Genomic DNA, 17693 nt, shown 5'->3' with positions numbered 1-17693 from the left:
TTGCGTCGGTCAAAAGCAAAACGGAGGCATCGCTGCCTCCGTTTCTTGTCCCGCGATTGGTTTGAACGCTTACCCCAGCCGTCCTGCCGCATGCGCGAGCAGGGTGTAGACCAGCCCGGTCTCCGAGGTCAGGTGGCCAGCCAGCTCTTGCTGGCCGCGGCCTTCGCGGGCGACTTCGTCGAGCAGCCGCTCGAACTCCGCGATGTAGCGGTCGACCGTCTGCTTGAAGCCGCGGTCGGCGCGGTACTTGCGGGCCACCTCATCGAAGGCCTTCTGGCCCGCCGGCGTGTAGAGGCGCTTGCTGAACGCCTTGTTCTCGCCGCGCTGGTAGCGATCCCACATCTCGGCGGCAAGCGTCCGGTCCATCAGCCGGCCGATGTCGAGCGACAGCGACTCCAGCGGATTGGCGGCCGGCTGCTGCTGCAGGCGCGGGCGCTGGGCGTCGCGGCTCGGCTGTGCCGGCGGCGGCGCGTCGCTGCGGTTGAGCAGGTCGGACAGCCAGCCGTCGCCGTTGTTGTTGTTGTTGTTGTTGTTGTTGTTGGGGCCTGCCGGACTGACCGACGGGGCCTCGGTGCGGCGCGAACTCGCCATGCCGAGATCGGGCGGCGGCAGCGTCGCGGCGCTGTTGCCATTGTCGCGCATCCGGACGTCGCCGCGGCCGCCGGCGGCAGCCATCACCGGCTCCTCGTGGCGGACGCTGGCGCGGTTGGTGCTGACCACGTCGAGCCCGCGGCCGTGATGGGCGACGATGCGGTTCAGCTCGGCCAGCGCCTCGATCTGGTCGACGATCACCTTGCGCATCTGCGCGGTGTTCTCGGCGGCCTCCTGCGGCATCTCGAGCACGCCGCGGCGCAGCTCGTTGCGGGTGGCCTCGAGCTCGTTGTGCATCTCGCTCGCCATCTGCTTCATCGCCGTGACCATCGCGGAGAACTTCTCCGTCGAGTCCTTGAACATCGCGTCGGTCTCGGCGTTGCTCTGCTGGTACAGGTCGTTCATGGCGTCGACGGTCTGCTGCCGCTCGTTCTCGGCCGCCATGCGCACCGCCTCGAACTGCTTGCTGATCGCCGCCGAACCGGCGCCTGCGGTCTCCGCCACCACGCGTGCGATGTCGCGGGCGCGCTCCTCGGCCGCGGCAAGCGATTCATCGAGCAGCCCGGTGAAGCGCGACAGCCGCTGGTCGAGATCGGTGGTGCGCAGGTCGATGGTGGTGACCAGCGATTCCAGCGCCGACTTGCGCTCGCTGACGGAGGCCGTCGTCGAGCGGTTGGCCTGCTCGACCACGGCAGCCGCGTCGATCAGCGCCTTGCCATGGGTCTCGAACTGGCTCGACAGCGCGCCAAGATCTTCCAGCGCCTTGCCGGTCTTGCTGTTGAACACCGTGAGCTGGTCTTCCAGCGTCTGGGTCGCCACGCCGTTGCGCGAGGTGACGTCGTTCATGGCGGACACGAAGTCGGCCACGCGGGTCACCAGCGCGCGCTCCAGCGAGTTGAGGTTGTCGTGGGCGCCGGTCAACACTTCCTGCAGCAGGATGTTGCCCTCGCGCAGCCGCTCGAACAGCGCGACCGTATCGGTGCGCAGGATCTTGCTGGTCTCCTGCATCTCGGTGACGGCCGAGATCGAGACCTGGCGCGACTGATCGATCGCCGCGCGCGAGGCCTGCTCGAGCTCCTTGAGCGACTTCGCCACCGCGCCGGTCGCCTGGTCGCCGGCCGAGGTGATGTTGCGCGCGACATCGCTGCCGTGCGCCGACATCGACTGCGAGAAGGCGACGCCGCGGGTTTCGATCGCCTTCAGCGCATCCGCAGTGGCGCGATCCATGTCGGTCGCAAGCTGCGTGGTCTTGGCGGTCAGCGCCTCGACCAGCGAGCCGCGGCGGCCGTCGACGATCTGCGACAGGCGCTCGGTCTGCTGCTGCACATAGGTGACGATCTCGTCGGTCTTGCCGGTCATCGCCGAGCCGAACGCGCTGGAAGCCGACAGCACCGAGCGCTCGATGTCGGCGGAGGTCGTCTTGACCTTGGTCGAGACCTCGTTGGACATGTTGATCAGGGCGGCCTGCGCGTTCTGCGCCGAGGTCTGGATGTTGTCGGTGGTCTTGGCCGTGACCGCACCCAGCGCGCGCTCGATATCGGTCGAGAGCGTGCGGATCTGGGCGGCGGCATCGGCCGAGGTTGCCGCAAACGAGCTCTGCGCCTCGCGGGCGCTGCCCAGCACGGTCTGCGCGGTCTCCACGCCGGCCGTGGTCAGCGAGCGCTCGATCTCGGCGGAGATCGCGCGGATCTGGGTCGCCGCCTCGGTGGAGATCGCCGCGAACGAGCTCTGGGCCTCGCGGGCGCTGCCCAGGACGCTCTGCGCGGTCTCCGCACCGGCCGTGGTCAGCGAGCGCTCGATCTCGGCGGAGATCGAGCGGATTTGGCTTGCGGCCTCGCTCGACGTTGCCACGAACGAGTTCTGGGCGTCGCGGGCGCTGCCGAGGATCGACTGCGCGGTGTTGGTGCCGACCGACGTCAACACACGCTCGACATCGACTGCCAGCGACTTGACGTGGTTGGCGGCTTCTGTCGACGCAGCGACCAGGGTGTTCTGCGCCTCGCGGGCACCGGCAGTCAGCGCCTCGGCGGTGCCGCTGCCGGCCATCGACAGCGCGCGCTGGATGTCGGCGGCAAGCGCCGTCACCTGTGTCGCAGACTCGGCGGATGCGCTGACCAGCATGCTCTGGGCTTCACGCGCACCTGACGTGATCGATTCCGCGGTGGCGGAGCCGGCCATCGACAGCGAGCGTTCCATATCGGCCGCCAGTGTGCGGACCAGATTGGTGGCCTCGGTGGACGCACCGGCAAGCGTGCTCTGGGCCTCGCGGGCGGAGGCGACGACGGCTTCCGCGGTCGCGGAACCGGCCATCGAGAGCGAGCGCTCGATGTCGGCCGACAGGGTGCGGACCAGATTGGTGGCGTCGGTGGACGCACCGGCAAGCGTGCTCTGGGCCTCGCGGGCGGAGGCGACGACGGCTTCCGCGGTCGCGGTGCCGGCGGTCGAGAGCGAGTGCTGCACGTCGGCCGCGAGCGTGCGGGCCAAATTGGCGGCTTCGGTGGACGCGCCGGCAAGCGTGCTCTGGGCCTCGCGAGCGGAGGCGACGACGGCTTCCGCGGTCGCGGAACCCGCCATCGAGAGCGAGCGCTCGACGTCGCTGGCGAGCGACTTCACCTGGCCGGTGACGTCGGTCGAGGTCGCGATCAGCGTGGTCTGGGCCTCGCGCGCACCGGTCATGATCGCTTCGGCGGCGGCAGAGCCGGACATCGACAGCGACTGCTCGACATCGGCGGCGAGCGACTTGACCTGGCTGGCGGCCTCGGCCGAGGCCGAGACCAGCGTGGTCTGCGCGTCGCGGGCGCCCGACAGCACCGAGGCTGCGGTGGCGCTGCCGGCGGCCTGCAGCGTGCGCTCGACATCCTCCGACAGCGCCTTGATCTGGGAGGCGACGTCGCCGGAGGCGGAGACCAGCGAGACCTGCGCGTCGCGGGCACTGGTGAGGATCGAATTGGCGGCGCTGGTGCCGACGGCGGTCAGCACGCTCTCGACCTCGGCCGAGCTCTGCTTGAGCTGGTTGCCGACGTCCGAAGACACGGAGAGCAGCGCCTGCTGCGCGGTGCGCGCGCCGGTCTGGATCGTCTCGCTGGTGTTGACCACGAGGTTGGTCAGCGAGCGCTCGGCGTCCTCGACATGGGACTTGATGCTGGACGACAACAGCTCGGCGCGGGACATCAGGTCCTCGCTCGCCTGGCGGCCGCTGCTCTCGATGCGGCCGGCGACGGCCTCGACGCGCGAGCCCAGCAGGTCCTCGAACTGCGCGACGCGGGTGTCGATGTCGCCGGCGATGACGCCGACGCGGCTCTCGATGCCCTGCCGGATATCGGTGAAGCGCGCGGTGATGGTGTCGGTCAGGTTCGAGCTGTGACCACTGATGGTCTCGACGAGGCGAGTGCTGTGACCGTCGATGGTCTCCGCGAGGCGGGTGCTGTGGCCGTTGATGGTGTCGGCAAGCCGGTTGCTGTGGTTGTCGATGGTCTCGGTGACGCCGTTGATACGGTGGTCGACCGCAGCGATCGCCTGCACCGTGCCCTCGGTCAGGGTCGTGGTGAGCAGGCCGAGGCGCGAGTCGATCGACTGGATCGCCTGGGTGGCGCCGTCGGTCAGTTGCGTCGCGAGCGTGCCGAGATGGCCGTCGATGGTGTCGGTGACCGACTTGGCGCGGCTCTCGAAGGTGACTTCGAGCGTCCTCATGCGGCCGTCGATCGTGTCATCCAGCGATTGCAGGCGGCCGTCGAACGAGCCGATCCTGCTGGCGAGCGAGGAGTCGAACGACGACAGCTTGTCGTTCAGCGAGGCGTCGAGATTGGTGACGCGGCTGCCGAGCGTGGTCTCGAACTGCAGCAGGCGCTGGTCGAGCGAGGCGGTGATATCGCCGCTGTTCGTGGTGACGCGATGGTCGAAGGTGTCGACATAGGTCTTCAGGCTGTCGGCGATGTCCTGGGTGCGCTGGCCCATGCGTTCGACGATATCGCCGCCGAAGGTCTTCACCGTGCGGTCGAATTCCGAGATGTGGCGGGTGATCAGCGCGCCGAGCGTGCCGGAGTCGCGGGCGAACTTCTCGGCGAGCTCGCTGCCGTGGTTCTTCACCAGGTCGTCGAACGCGCTCATCTGCAGCGACAGCGAATCGTGCGCGGTCTCGGTCTGGCCCACCACCTTGGCGACCAGCGAATTGACGGTGACGTCGAGCGCCTCGCTCGCTTTGTCACCGGACGTCATGATCTGGCCGGCGAGGCGGTTGCCGGCGTCGTCGATCTTGCTGACGAGGTCGTTGCTGCGCAGCTCGAGCTCGAGCAGCAGCGAGTCCGCGGAGTTCTTCAGGGAATCGTGGACCTCTTCGGTGCGGTCGGAGATGCCGTCGACGATCGCAGACGAACGCTGCTCGAACTCGCCGGTGATGCGGTCGACGCGCTCGTTCAGCATCTCGTGGACGCGATCGGCCAGATCGACGAACTCGTCATGGACGTGGCCGGTCTTGAAGTTGAGGCTGGTGGTGAGCCGCTCGGAGGCGTCCATCACCGCGCGGGTGGTCTCGGCGCTGGCTTCCTCGAGGCGGTCGAGCAGGTCGCCGCCGCGCTCGCCGAGCGCGAGGATCATGTTGTCGCCGGCATGGCTCAGCGCCGTCGTGATGTGCTGGCCGCGCTCTTCCAGCGCGCCGGTGATGCTCTTGGCGACCTCGTCGACGCGCGAGGCGATCGCGTCCGAGATCAGCGCGATGTCGTGGCGCAGGTCGATCTGCACGCCGGAGATCGCGCTGCGCACCTGCTCGGCCTGGCCGACCAGATTGTCGCGCTGGTGGGCGATGTCCTGCAGCAGCGCGCGGATGCGCACTTCGTTGTCGGAATAGGCGCGTTCCAGCGCCGCCACCTCGTTGGCAACCAGCGTCTCGAGTTCGCCGGCGCGCGCGATCGCGCGCTCGACGCCGTCGCCCATCGCCGCGACCTCGCGCCGGATCGCCTGACCGACCGTCACCATGGAATCGGCGGCGGCGTTTTCCGGCTCGGAGAATCGCATTGCGACCTGCGCCATCGATTGCGCGATCATCTGCATGCGCTGACCGTGCGCGGCGAGGCTGGCGAGATAGTAGAACAGGAGGATCGGCACGGCGAACAGCGCGGCGAGGCCGGCGAGCACCAGCACGCCGGTGCCCTGGGCCATCGAAGCCTGCAGCGCGGGCCAGAACGCGATGGTCAGGATCGCGCCGCCGAGCAGCCAGGCGCCGGAGCAGACGAAGAACAGCGTGAAGGCATTGCGTGCGGAACGGCCGCCCTGCAGCGTCTGCAGCATCTGGCCGATGGTCTCGCGATCATCGTTGGCGGCGCGGCGCGGGGCGCGCGGCTCCTCGATCGGCTCGAACGCCGGGCGATCGGAATTCGGACGCTGATCGAATGATGCAGCTGAAAAATCGGGCGCAGGCGGCGGCAGATTCGGCGGCGCGGCGCCTTCGTTGAGGGGGCTGCGGTTCTCCGCGCTTTGTTCGCTGATGTTGAGGGCTTCCTGGATGGCAGAAAGCGCGACTTCGGTGGGATCTTTGACCTTCTTGGGAGTGTTCGCCATGTTCAGTCCAAGCCCTCTCACTATTTTACGCGTCGGCGAGCCTGCGATCGTCCCCACGCAAGCTCGAAGCCGGTGCCCACAAGCGGAGCGCAAGCGCCCCCCTCGGCGGCTTGTCCGCTACATCCGCAAACATCCTATTGGCTGAGCGATGCGAATGAAATGCTTGCGATTAATACTTTCTTAATCATCGTTAACAGCTTTGCGCCATAAGGCCTTATGGGTACTCGAAATTCCTGCGTTAGGACGTCGATTGTGTCCGGAAATTGTCCAGAATGGGGCGGTTTTGCCGATCATCCCGACAACAATCCGTTAACCAGTTTCGTGATTGGCTTGGCCAACGCGCCGCCGGCGAGGCCCGGCGGAGACGACAGGGACAGGCCATGCCGCTTCATCTCGAACGGGTTGAATGGACGCAATCGCCACCGCTCGCGCCCGGCGACGGGCCGATCGACCTCGATCACCTGCAGCGCATGACGCTGGGCGACCCGGGGCTGGAGCGGGAAGTCCTGGCCATGTTCTCGACCCAGTCCGCCCGGATCCTCGGCGAGCTGGCTGCCTTGCCGCCCGAGGCGGCGACCCATGCCCACACCCTGAAAGGATCGGCGCGGGCGATCGGCGCATTCGGCGTCGCCGAGGCTGCCGCCCAGCTCGAAACCGCGCTGACCGGCGGTTCCGATCCGGCCCAGCCGCTGGCCGCGCTCGGGGCTGCGATCGCCGAGGCGCGCACGGCGATCGAGCTGATCCTGCGCCGTTCCTAGCCCTTCTACGGCCGCCGCCGCGGCCTGAGCACCCGTCCGGGCCGGCCGGCAGGTTTTCGGTCTCCGCGCTAGCGCAGTGCGGATCGACCCGTTATACGACTGCCGGGACCTTTCCAACCATCGTCCGGCGCATTCCGGCAGCACGAGCAATCATGGCCAAAATCCACTTTATCGACCATTCCGGAGAGAAACGCTCCATTGATATCGAGAACGGCGCGACGGTGATGGAAGGCGCGATCCGCAACGCCATTCCCGGCATTGAAGCCGAATGCGGCGGCGCCTGCGCCTGTGCAACCTGCCATGTCTATGTCGATGAAGCCTGGCGCGAGAAGGTCGGCGCGCCGTCGCCGATGGAAGAGGACATGCTGGATTTCGGCTTCGACGTGCGTCCGAACTCGCGGCTGTCCTGCCAGATCAAGGTAACCGACGACCTCGACGGATTGGTCGTGTCGACGCCGGAGCGGCAAGCTTAAGGTCCCTTATTCGCCGTCCGGGTTCACACCGCGACGGACCCAGCGGCGGAAGTTGTCCTTGATCTCCGCCGGCAGCGGCGTCGGCCTGCGCGTGGCCTCATCGATCATCACCGTGACCGCCTTCGCCGACGCCACGCATCTCCCTTCCGAAAACACCACCTGATCGAAGGTGGTCGATGTCCGTCCGAACTTGACGAGACCGAGCCCGAGTTCGATCTGACCCGGCCAGTGCAGCTCGGCGCGGAAATGGATGTCGAGGCGCACCATGATCCAGCCAAGCCCCGCCGGTATCAGCCCCATGCTGCGGTCCTTCACCAGCGTGACGCGGCCGGTTTCAAAATAGCTTGCATAGACGGCGTTGTTGACGTGCCCGTTAGGGTCGAGATCGGCAAAGCGCACATTGTCGGACAGGCGGTAGGGAAAGTCTTCCAGGCGCGGCGCATCGTCAGCGCGGACAGGGGCGTTCACGAGGGGGATCTCCGTCGGTTTCCGCTCATACAGCCGAGTTGCGCAGGCTCGGCAAGGGGTTGCCGCGCCAGCCGCTGTCCCTATTATGCATGTCCCGGTCCGGCCATACTTGGCTGGGGCAGGCGAAAGCCGTCCGGCCGATTTCAACTGAAAAGAAGCGGATATGAGCGAAGTGATCAAAACCGATGTGCTGATTATTGGCGCGGGTCCCTGCGGACTGTTCGCCGTGTTCGAACTGGGCCTGCTCGACATGAAGGTGCATCTGGTCGACATCCTCGACAAGATCGGCGGGCAGTGCGCCGAGCTTTATCCGGAGAAGCCGATCTACGACATTCCCGGCATTCCCTTCGTCACCGGCCATGGCCTGACCGAGCAGTTGCTGGAGCAGATCAAGCCGTTCAACCCGACCTTCCATCTCAACGAGATGGTGGAGTCGATCGAGAAGATCGGCGATCCCCTGTTCCGCGTGAAGACCGACGCCGGCAAGGAGTTCGAGTGCAAGGTCGTGGTGATCTCGGCCGGCGGCGGTTCGTTCCAGCCGAAGCGGCCGCCGGTGCCCGGCATCGAGGCCTATGAAGGCACGTCGGTGTTCTATGCCGTGCGCAAGATGGAGCAGTTTCGCGACAAGAACATCCTGATCGTCGGCGGCGGCGATTCCGCGCTCGACTGGACGCTCAACCTGCATCCGATCGCCAAGCGCATCACGCTGCTGCACCGGCGCGATGATTTCCGCGCAGCGCCGCACAGCGTCGAGCAGATGCGCGCGCTGGTCGCCGGCGGCAAGATGGATCTGAAGATCGGTCAGGTCACGGGACTCGAGGGCGCCAATGGCCAGCTCACCGGCGCGGCGTTGAAGGGCAACGACAACGCGCTTTCGACCATTGCCTGCGATACGATGCTGCCGTTCTTCGGGCTCACCATGAAGCTCGGCCCGGTCGCGAACTGGGGCGTGGCGCTGGAGAACAATCTGGTACCGGTCGACACCGCGGCGTTCGAGACCAATATTTCCGGTATCTTCGCGATCGGCGACATCAACACCTATCCGGGCAAGCTGAAGTTGATTCTCTCCGGCTTCCACGAGGGCGCGCTGATGGCGCAGAAGGCCCACCGCTACGTGTATCCGGACAAGCGGCTGGTGTTCCAGTACACAACCTCGTCATCGAGTTTGCAGAAAAAGCTTGGAGTGAACTGATTCCACTCCAATAGCGACCAATGCCGGAGGCATCGGCCATGACCTGCGCGGTGCAGGTACTGGAACCCTCCGTGAAATGGCCGTAGTCTGCTTCTATTCGAGTTGTCGATTGATCAGGTGATGACGATGCGGAATGCGCTGTCCAGATTTCGGCTGATCTTCGCGATCGCGGCAGCCTTCGCTCTAGCTGCTCCGCTTTCAGCCAAGGCGGCCGACCCATCATCCGCGGCCGGCCTCTGGCAGAAGCTAGTGGACGGCAAGCCCGACGGCTGGTTCCTGGTGATCGACCACAACGGCATCTTCGAGGGCGTGATCGCCAAGATTTTCTCCGATCCGGATGATCCGCCGAATCCGGTCTGCTCGAAATGCACTGACGACCGCAAGAACGCGCCGTGGCTTGGTCTGTCCTTTATCCGCGACATGAAGCGCGATGGCCTGAAGTACGAGAACGGCAACGTGCTCGATCCTCGTGACGGCAAGATCTACAAGGCCAAGATGACGCTGAGCGCCGATGGACAGACGCTAACCATGCGCGGCTATCTCGGCATCTCGCTGTTCGGCAAGGACGAGGTCTGGACCCGGCTGCCGGATACCGCGATCGCCCAGCTCGATCCCGCGATCGTCGCCAAATATCTGCCGGCGCAAGCCGTAGCGGTGAAGCCGCCTCCGCCGCCACCGCCGCAGCCGCTGAAGAAGCGGTAAGGCCTTCTCTCAGCCTGGTTTGAGTTGTGCTCCCGTGCGCGCCAAGGATTCGCTTGGAGCGAGAGCGCTGACGTCTGAATTAGGTCCAAAGAACTTCAGATATCTCGATTGAAGGCTGGGGCAGGGTCGGCGAAAGCCCGACCGGCAATCTCGTCAGTTCGCCAACACCGGACCGCGTGTCCATCGGGGCGCGTTTCCAGCGATGGCCCAGGCTCGCGGCAGCAGATCGCCTCGGCATAGTGACAGCGCGGATTGAATGCACATCCGTCCGGCGGGTTCAGCGGACTGGGAGGCTCGCCCCTTGTCGTCCCAAGCGGCGCGCGGCGCAGCGGATCGGGAATCGCTGCGATAAGGGTTTGCGTGTACGGGTGCGCCGGCCGTTCGAAGATTTCGCGCCAGCCGCCGGTCTCCACGATGCGGCCGAGATACATGACGGCGACCCGGTCGCTCATGTGCTCGACGACGCCGAGGTCATGGCTGATCATGACGTATGAAAGACCGAGTGTTTCCTTCAGCTCCAGCAGCAGATTGATGATCTGGGCGCGGATGGAGACATCCAGCGCCGATACCGGCTCGTCACAGATGACGATCCTGGGATTGAGGATCAGCGCGCGAGCGATGCCGATGCGCTGACGCTGGCCGCCCGAGAACTCATGTGGGTAGCGGCCGGCCTGCTCGGGCCGCAGGCCCACATGTTTGAGCATTGCCTCGACGCGTCCGTCGATCTCGCTTCTGGCCGTCACGCCATGCAGCCGCAGCGGGGCCTCGAGCGTGCGACGAACGGTCTGGCGGGGATTGAGCGAAGCGTAGGGATCCTGAAACACGATCTGGACGATGCGGGCCAATGCCTTTCGATCGATCGATTGCCGCCCGGTCACGACCTGCCCGTCCAGCACGATGCGGCCGCGCGTCGGCGGCAGCAGGCCAAGTATCGAAAGCGCGACGGTTGACTTGCCGCAGCCGGATTCGCCGACGAGACCGAGGCATTCACCGCGTTTCAGTTCGAGATCGATGCCGTCGACGGCACGCAGCAGCCTCCGGCCGCCGCCCTGGAAGCCGCCACCGATCGGAAAATGGACCGCGAGATCCTCCACGCTGAGGATGACATCGCCGCCGGACCCGCGCGCAGGTTCATGCATGGTGATGGCACCTGACAAATCCGTCTTCCCCGAGCAGTGTCATCTCTGGCGCGGTGGTCCGGCAAATCTCGGTCGCTCGCGCGCAACGTGGATTGAACCGGCAACCCGCCGGGAAATCCGCAATCGCCGGGACGACGCCCGCGATCTCCTTGAGCCTGCTACGGCCGAGTGCGGCACGCGTGCCCAGCCGCGGCAACGCGTCGACCAGGCCCTGCGTATAGGGATGCGCGCAGGCGCGGAAGACATCGTCCGAGCCGCGCTCCTCGACGATGCGGCCGGCATACATGACGGCGACGCGGCGGCAGAGGTTGGCGACCAAGCCGAGATCGTGGCTGATCATCAGGATCGCCGTGCCTCTCTCGGCGCATAGATTCCGCATCAGCTCGATGATCTCCGCCTGCACGGTCACATCAAGCGCGGTGGTCGGCTCGTCGGCAATCAGCAGGTCCGGCCCGCAGGCGAGCGCGATGGCGATCATCACGCGTTGACGCATGCCGCCCGAAAGCTGGTGCGGGTAATCTTTCACCCGTCGCTCGGGGGCGGGGACGCGGACGCTCGCCAGCGCCTCGACGGCCAGCTGGTCGGCTTCGCGCCAGCTCTTGCCCTGGTGCAGCACGAACATCTCCGCGATCTGCCGGCCAACGGGCGAGACCGGGTTGAGCGCCGTCATCGGCTCCTGGAAGATCATGGCGATGCGATTGCCGCGCAGCGCGCGTTGTTCGGCGGCCGGAAGCCCCTGGATCTCCCGGCCCTCAAATCGGATGGCGCCGGCGCCGATCGAAAGCGGCCGGCGCAACAGACCGATCAAGGCGAGCGCCGAGATGCTCTTGCCGCAGCCGGATTCGCCGACCAGGCCGAATGTCTCGCCACGATCGATGCGGAATGAAACGCCCTCGACCGCCGCAACCCGGCTGGACCCGTTGTCGAGGTCGATACGCAGGTTCTCGACTTCGATCAGAGGACGGCCCGTCATGTGCGCCGGCTCCGCGACTGTGGATCGAGAATGTCACGCAGGCCATCGCCGAGCAGATTCAGGCCGAGCACCGTCAGGAAGATGGCGAGGCCGGGGAAAACCGACAGCCACGGCGCCGTGGTGATCTGGTCGCGGGCCTCCGACAGCATGCTGCCCCAGCTTGGAAAGGGCGGGCGGATTCCGAGGCCGAGGAACGAAAGGGCGGCTTCGGCCAGTATCGCGCCGCCCATGCCGAGCGTGCTGATGACAATGATCGGCCCGAGCATGTTCGGCAGCAGCTGCGTGATCATGATACGCAAATCGCCGTAGCCCAGCACCTTCGCCGCCTGCACATAGCCCTGGCTCTTGAGCGACAGCACCGACGCCCGTGCGATCCGGCAGGAGAACGACCAGTTGGTCAGCCCGAGCGCGATCAGGAGGCTGGTCAGGCCGGGTCCAAGCACCGCCATGATGGCAAGCGCGAAGATCAGCGAGGGAATTGCGAGCATGAGATTGGTCAGCCCGTTGACGACGTCGTCCCACCAGCCGCCCCAATAGCCGGCGGTCAGGCCCAGCGTCACGCCGATCACACTGTTGACGAGCTGCGAGACGATGCCGACGGTCAGCGAGATGCGCGCACCGTACAGGACGCGGGAGTAGATGTCGCGGCCCTGCGCGTCGGTGCCGAACCACCAGATCCAGCTCGGCGGCTCCTCCGCATTCAAGAGGTTGGCATCCATGACGGGATCGGTATGCGCCAGCCAGGGCGCAAACAGGCCGACGAAGACCGCAAGCGCAAACAGCGCCCCGCCGATGATGAGACTGGTTCCGAGCTTCATCGCGGCCGCTCCGCCGCTACAGGCGGTACGGTCAATCGCGCGCAGCTGTGAGAGAGCCGACCGGCGCTCATGCGTATCTAATCCTCGGATCGATCACGGCATAGGCCACGTCGATCAACGTATTGACCGCGAGAAAGAACAGCACCACCACGAGAATGGAGCCCTGGACGGTGGGAATATCGCGCTGCAGGACACTGTCGACGAGCAGTGAGCCGATGCCGGGCCAGGAGAACAATTTCTCGACCACGACCGCCTGTCCCATCAACGCGCCGAATTGCAGGCCAATGGTCGTGAGAATGATCACGAGCGCATTGCGCAACACATGCCATTTCACCACCCGGGTCTCGCTCATGCCCTTCGAGCGCGCGGTCCGCACGAAATCCGCGGTCATGATCTCGAGGACCGCGGCGCGCGTCGTCCGTGCCAGCAGCGCCATCGGCGAGACGCCGAGTGTGACGGCAGGCAGGATCAGATATTTGAGCCCGCCATCGCCATAGCCGAAACTCGGCAGCCAGCCGAGCTTCAACGCAAACAGGTACATCAACAGCAGCCCGAGCCAGAATTTCGCCATCGAGAGGCCGGACACCGCCACGACCATCGAGACCGTATCGACGATGCCGCCTGGCCGCAGTGCAGCGATGAAACCGAGCGGCACTCCGATCGCGATCGCAAACGTCATGGCTGCGAATATCAGTTGCAGTGTCGGCCACATCCGTTTGGCGATCATGGTCGTGACGGGCTCGCGGGTCCGGAACGACGTCCCGAAATCACCTGTTGCAAGCCTCGAGATATAGGAGCCGAAGCGGATGTAGACGGGATCGTCGAGGCCGAGCTGCTTCTTCATGCGCTCCACGACCTGCGGGTCCGTCGGCCCTCTGCCGTCATCGCCCATGCTCGATACGATGCTGCCCGGAACGACGCTAAACAGCACAAAGATCACCAGCACGACGGCCAGCACGGTCGGAATGGTTTGCAGGATTCGACGGATCAGGAAGGCGAGCATTGGACGTTTTCCTCCCTCCCTCCATCAGTCGCTGCGATGGAGGGAGGGCGAGAGCACATGTCACTTCGCGGGCGAGGTCTCGTCGACCCAGAGGTCTTCGACGTTCTGGTGGGTCAGTTCGGTGGCGTTCAACTGGATCCCGTTGAGCCACGGCTGCACCGCCATGACCGCCTTGTTGTAGTTGAAGAACCAGACCGGCGCTTCGTCATAGAGCAGCGCATTGGCCTTCTGCAGCAGTTGGCCCCGCTTGGCGGCGTCATCGGTCTGCCCGGCCTCATCGATCAGTCTGTCGAAGTCCGCGTTCTTGAAGCTCATATAGTTGCAGGCTGATTGCGGCGTCGCCGAGTGAAAGCATTTGAGGGCCGCCTGGGGATCCGGGCCGGTCGACTGGGAATAGATATAGGCCTGGAAGTCGCCCTTGCGAATGACTTCCGACAACACCGCGGTCTCGACCTGCTTGACCTTCACCTTGATGCCGACTTTGTCCAGCATCGGGATAATGGCCTCGACGATTGGCAGGCCCCAGCTTTCATTCTGGCTGGTCGTCCATTCGAATTCGAAGCCGGAGGGATAGCCTGCGTCCGCGAGCAGCTGCTTTGCCTTCGTGGGATCGTAGGCGTAGGGCTTCATGGCCTTGTCGTAGAACGGCGAGGTCAGGGGCAGCCAGCTCGTGGCGCGATAGGCCTTGCCCTTGACCAGTTTCTTGATGATCAGATCGGTATCGATCGCATGGTTGATCGCCTGCCGGACCCGCTTGTCGGAGAACGGTTTGAATGCGGGATTCATCCCCATGTAACGAGTGAAGACTTCGGCGACTTCGACGATCGTGCCCTTGAGATCGGGGTCGGCCTGATAGGCGACATACTGCGCGGGCCCGAGCACCGAGGTGTCGATTTCCTTGTTGCGGAAGGCGACATCGCGTGCCGCGGCTTCGCCCATCAGCGACACGATGAGCTTGTCGGCGTACGGCTTGCCGGGCTTGTAGAATTTCTCCCACCGCTCAAGCACGATGCGCGATCCCGGCACGTGCTCGACGAATTTGAATGGGCCGAGACCGATCGGCTTTTGCAGGAAGCCCTCCTTCGCGGCCTCGTCGGCGGGATAGATCGAGGTCAGCGCGGTGAAGAAGTAGAAGCCCGGATCGACCTTCTCGGTCAGCTTCATTTCGAGGGTGAAGTCGTCGATCTTCCTGAGGCCGGAGATCTCCTTGGCTGTTCCATTCTCGACCCCGGCGGCGCCCTCGATCACGCGGACAAAACGCGCACCGGGATAGGCCTTGCTGCCGTCCATGATGCGATTGTAGCTCCAGATGATGTCATCGGCGGTCATTCTGCGGCCATGGTGGAAATAAGCGTCGTCGCGCAGCTTGAAGGTATGAACGAGACCTCCGCCGGAGACGATGTCCTCCTTGGCCAGTTCCAGCACCGGCTTGCCTTCGGCGGAATTCCAGATGTAGAGCGACCGATGCAGGGCTTTGGCGTAGATCTCGTCCTGAGCGCGCTGCGTCGTATGGATGTCCATGCTGGTGAAACTTGAGCCATAGGGCGCGGTCATCCGAATGGTACCGCCCTTGCGCGGTGTCTGGGCCTCCGCTGCGGCGGATAGTGCCAGTGCCAAACCTGCCACTATCGCAATCTGCTTGAACATCATGCTTCTCCAAACGGGAGTATTGATCAGCGAGTTGACCACTCGCAGCACGTCAAGCGCAAGCACACGTTGATGGCGATCGGGTCCAATACGTGTGCAGCCTCAAAAGCGAGGGGGCGTCCGACCATCAAGGCGGCGCGTGGTGCGCGATCTGGTCCGGCACGTCGCTCGCAAGGCGACCAGGGCGCGTGTCGAATGAATAGGGGCAGGGCGCGGAAGTTGATATCCAGGGTTGCATCGGCAGGATGCTCGCTTGAATTGATTCAATCGTTCTCGGCCCTTGTCCGCAGTTTGCGCGGAGCCTGTAAGTAATTGCGACTGAATGAATTTTAGTTCTGCGCCGAATCCTTGAAGCTCGCCAACTTCAGGAACGGCTCACGACTTCAGCGCTGCTCCGGCGCAATCGGCAGCGGTGCGACCGGCTCGGACGTCACCTCGGGCACGACGGTGTTCAATCGCAGCACGGTGGCGGTCGCGGGGACCGCGGCATCGGCCATCGCCGCATGGCCTTCTGCGCTCGGGTGCACAGCGCCGCCATACACCGCCGACAAGATGCCCCATGTCGCGTCGTGGATGTCGGTCGGCTGCATCGAGGACGGCAGGCCTTGCGGATAGGTCATCGCCGCGAAATAGCTGTCATTGGCGTCGCGGATCCAGCGCGCGCGCGGCAGATAGGCGCGATATTCGCCGGCGCTGCGGCCGCATTTGAGCGGCTGGTTGGCCGCGGCGACGATGTCGGACACGAAGCTGTCGCCGTTGGCGGCGAAGCAGTCGCGGTCGAATTCCGGATCGGTCGACGCGCGCGCGCAGAAGCCATGGCTCGCAAACGCATCCTGATGCGCGTCGACGAAGGTCATGCGGTCGGCCTGCGGATTGCGGCAGATGATGCCGGACTGGCACTGCGCGATCGCCTTGAGCTGCGGCAGGAACTCGTTCTGCACGAAGCCCGAGACCGACGCGAGCCGCTTGGGATCGGCGTTGAACGAGGGATGGATCTCGAAGCCGGCGCGGCCGCCGGGGCAGGGTGCGCCGCCATTGGCCAGCGCCGGATTGGCATAGGCGGTGTAGACGACATGCGAGAGGTCGCCGCCGACCAAAGGCTTCAGCGCATCGCGCAGCTTGGCAAAATCGGCAGGCAGATCGCGCGCCAGCGCGGAGCGGGCATCGTCGACACTGGCCATCGAACCGCCGCGGCTGAACAGCGTGCGCTCGGTCGGGGTGTCGACGATCACGTTGGCGACGAGGCCCGAGAAATAGATGTCGTTGGCGCCGACCGAGAGCAAGATGAGGTCGAGCGTGCGGTCCGGCTGCCGGCGCTTGGCGGCCGCGAGCGCCGTGCGCAGCTCCGCAATCTGGCCGTTGACGGTGCCCGAGCAGGTGTTGGCGGTCTTGGTCGGCAGGCATTCCCGCGCCTGCTGCGAGCCGAGCAGGCCGTCGGCGATGGTGGCGCCGGTGCAGGCCAGCGGCAGGTAGGTCACCGCGATGTGCGGATATTGCACGGCAAGCCCGAGCGCAGTGCGGGTCTGGTAGCTGTACAGCGAGCGGTGACAGGCTGAGTTGAGCCACAGCGCGCTCTGGCGCTGCCAGTTGGTCAGGGTGTCCGGCGCCTCGCAGGCGCGGCCGCCCTTGTAGCCGGCGCGGCTCGGCCGGTAATACTGCGCGCCGCCGAGATAGGAGCGGAAGCAGAAGCCCTCGTCGGAGAGCGCAATCGCGCGGTCGGGATTGCCTTCGCCGGATGCGATACTGTCCCCAAGGCCCGCAATCAGCAGATCGCGCACCGCGATATGCGTCGTCAGGCGCTGGTTGGCGTCCGCGCCGCTTGCGACGTCGACGGTCGCGACCGTGGTGCGGCCGTAACGGACGCGCAGATTGACCGGCTCGGCGCAATCGAAGGTCGAGGATTGCGGCCCGTCGCCGTCGTCGAACGACCAGGCGCAGGTCGCACCGACCGGAACCGGGCCCGTGAGGCGAACCACGATCGGGTGATCGATCGGCGTCAGGTAGCTTTCCTTGACGTTGTCGCGGGTGCAGGGCTCGCTGACACGGCCCTGCAGGTCGATGCAGAGCCGGTTGACCATGTTGCGCGCCCAGCCGCGGCCATCGCTTTGCAGTTCCAGCGCCTGTTCCGTGGCCAGCACGCTGCGGCCAAGCCCGCTTTCGACATGCAGGCGGAAGTCGCGCTCCTCGCGGAACAGACGGAAGCGGTTGCGGACCTCCCAGGAGATCTGCAGCTGACTGTCCTGCGCGTCCGCTACTGATGCGAATACCGCCAGCAGCGCGCTGCCGAGCAGCACGCTGCAGACCGTCACACGAAACCAAAATCGAACCAAAGAGCCAATCATGGCGCGGTTTGACGTGAGCGGTACGGCGAAAATA

At 65.4% G+C, this 17693-nt stretch carries 12 protein-coding genes; 4 read left to right on the top strand and 8 right to left on the bottom strand.

The features are described from left to right. Positions 1-69: 69 nt before the first annotated feature. Positions 70-6144: a negative regulator of septation ring formation gene (locus WDM24_RS28410; protein ID WP_338828131.1), complete on the bottom strand. Its 6075-nt coding sequence runs from the start codon at positions 6142-6144 to the stop codon at positions 70-72. Positions 6145-6524: 380 nt separating this feature from the next. Between WDM24_RS28410 and WDM24_RS28405 the strand changes: the two genes are divergently transcribed. Together WDM24_RS28405 and WDM24_RS28400 are read left to right on the top strand one after the other, a co-directional pair. Continuing rightward, entirely contained in the window at positions 6525-6902 is a 378-nt protein-coding gene (locus tag WDM24_RS28405) for an Hpt domain-containing protein (protein ID WP_338690898.1), read from the top strand. A 152-nt stretch (positions 6903-7054) separates the two neighbouring features. Beyond that, positions 7055-7375, top strand: a complete 321-nt coding sequence (locus tag WDM24_RS28400; RefSeq protein ID WP_029085343.1) for a 2Fe-2S iron-sulfur cluster-binding protein — start codon at positions 7055-7057, stop codon at positions 7373-7375. Positions 7376-7381: 6 nt separating this feature from the next. On the opposite strand, the gene WDM24_RS28395 is transcribed toward WDM24_RS28400, so the two are convergent. After that, complete coding sequence (locus WDM24_RS28395) at positions 7382-7843, bottom strand: thioesterase family protein (RefSeq protein ID WP_338828129.1); 462 nt, start codon at positions 7841-7843, stop codon at positions 7382-7384. Between the two features lie 163 nt (positions 7844-8006). On the opposite strand from WDM24_RS28395, the gene WDM24_RS28390 reads away from it, so the two are divergent. Both WDM24_RS28390 and WDM24_RS28385 read left to right on the top strand, forming a co-directional pair. Beyond that, on the top strand, positions 8007-9035 hold the full coding sequence (locus tag WDM24_RS28390; RefSeq protein ID WP_338828127.1) for an NAD(P)/FAD-dependent oxidoreductase: 1029 nt from the start codon (positions 8007-8009) through the stop codon (positions 9033-9035). 126 nt (positions 9036-9161) lie between these two features. Beyond that, positions 9162-9737, top strand: a complete 576-nt coding sequence (locus tag WDM24_RS28385; RefSeq protein WP_338832459.1) for a DUF2147 domain-containing protein — start codon at positions 9162-9164, stop codon at positions 9735-9737. 95 nt (positions 9738-9832) lie between these two features. Here WDM24_RS28385 and WDM24_RS28380 read toward each other — a convergent pair whose 3' ends face one another. The 6 genes from WDM24_RS28380 to WDM24_RS28355 all read right to left on the bottom strand — a co-directional run bounded on the left by WDM24_RS28380 (position 9833) and on the right by WDM24_RS28355 (position 17659). Continuing rightward, positions 9833-10876, bottom strand: a complete 1044-nt coding sequence (locus WDM24_RS28380) for an oligopeptide/dipeptide ABC transporter ATP-binding protein (protein WP_338828126.1) — start codon at positions 10874-10876, stop codon at positions 9833-9835. Continuing rightward, positions 10869-11849, bottom strand: coding sequence for an ABC transporter ATP-binding protein (locus WDM24_RS28375; RefSeq protein WP_338690893.1), 981 nt, complete (start codon positions 11847-11849; stop codon positions 10869-10871). The genes WDM24_RS28380 and WDM24_RS28375 overlap by 8 nt, the downstream gene beginning before the upstream one ends. After that, on the bottom strand, positions 11846-12667 hold the full coding sequence (locus tag WDM24_RS28370) for an ABC transporter permease (protein WP_338690892.1): 822 nt from the start codon (positions 12665-12667) through the stop codon (positions 11846-11848). The genes WDM24_RS28375 and WDM24_RS28370 overlap by 4 nt, the downstream gene beginning before the upstream one ends. Before the next feature lie 67 nt (positions 12668-12734). Further along, entirely contained in the window at positions 12735-13670 is a 936-nt protein-coding gene (locus tag WDM24_RS28365) for an ABC transporter permease (RefSeq protein ID WP_338828124.1), read from the bottom strand. A gap of 60 nt (positions 13671-13730) precedes the next feature. Further along, positions 13731-15320, bottom strand: a complete 1590-nt coding sequence (locus WDM24_RS28360; protein ID WP_338828122.1) for an ABC transporter substrate-binding protein — start codon at positions 15318-15320, stop codon at positions 13731-13733. Positions 15321-15700: 380 nt separating this feature from the next. Then, positions 15701-17659: a hypothetical protein gene (locus WDM24_RS28355; protein ID WP_338828120.1), complete on the bottom strand. Its 1959-nt coding sequence runs from the start codon at positions 17657-17659 to the stop codon at positions 15701-15703. Positions 17660-17693 lie beyond the last annotated feature (34 nt).

This window comes from Bradyrhizobium sp. 27S5, from assembly GCF_037217225.1.
Taxonomy (GTDB): Bacteria; Pseudomonadota; Alphaproteobacteria; order Rhizobiales; family Xanthobacteraceae; genus Bradyrhizobium; species Bradyrhizobium septentrionale.
This window is presented reverse-complemented; position numbering and strand designations above follow the sequence as displayed.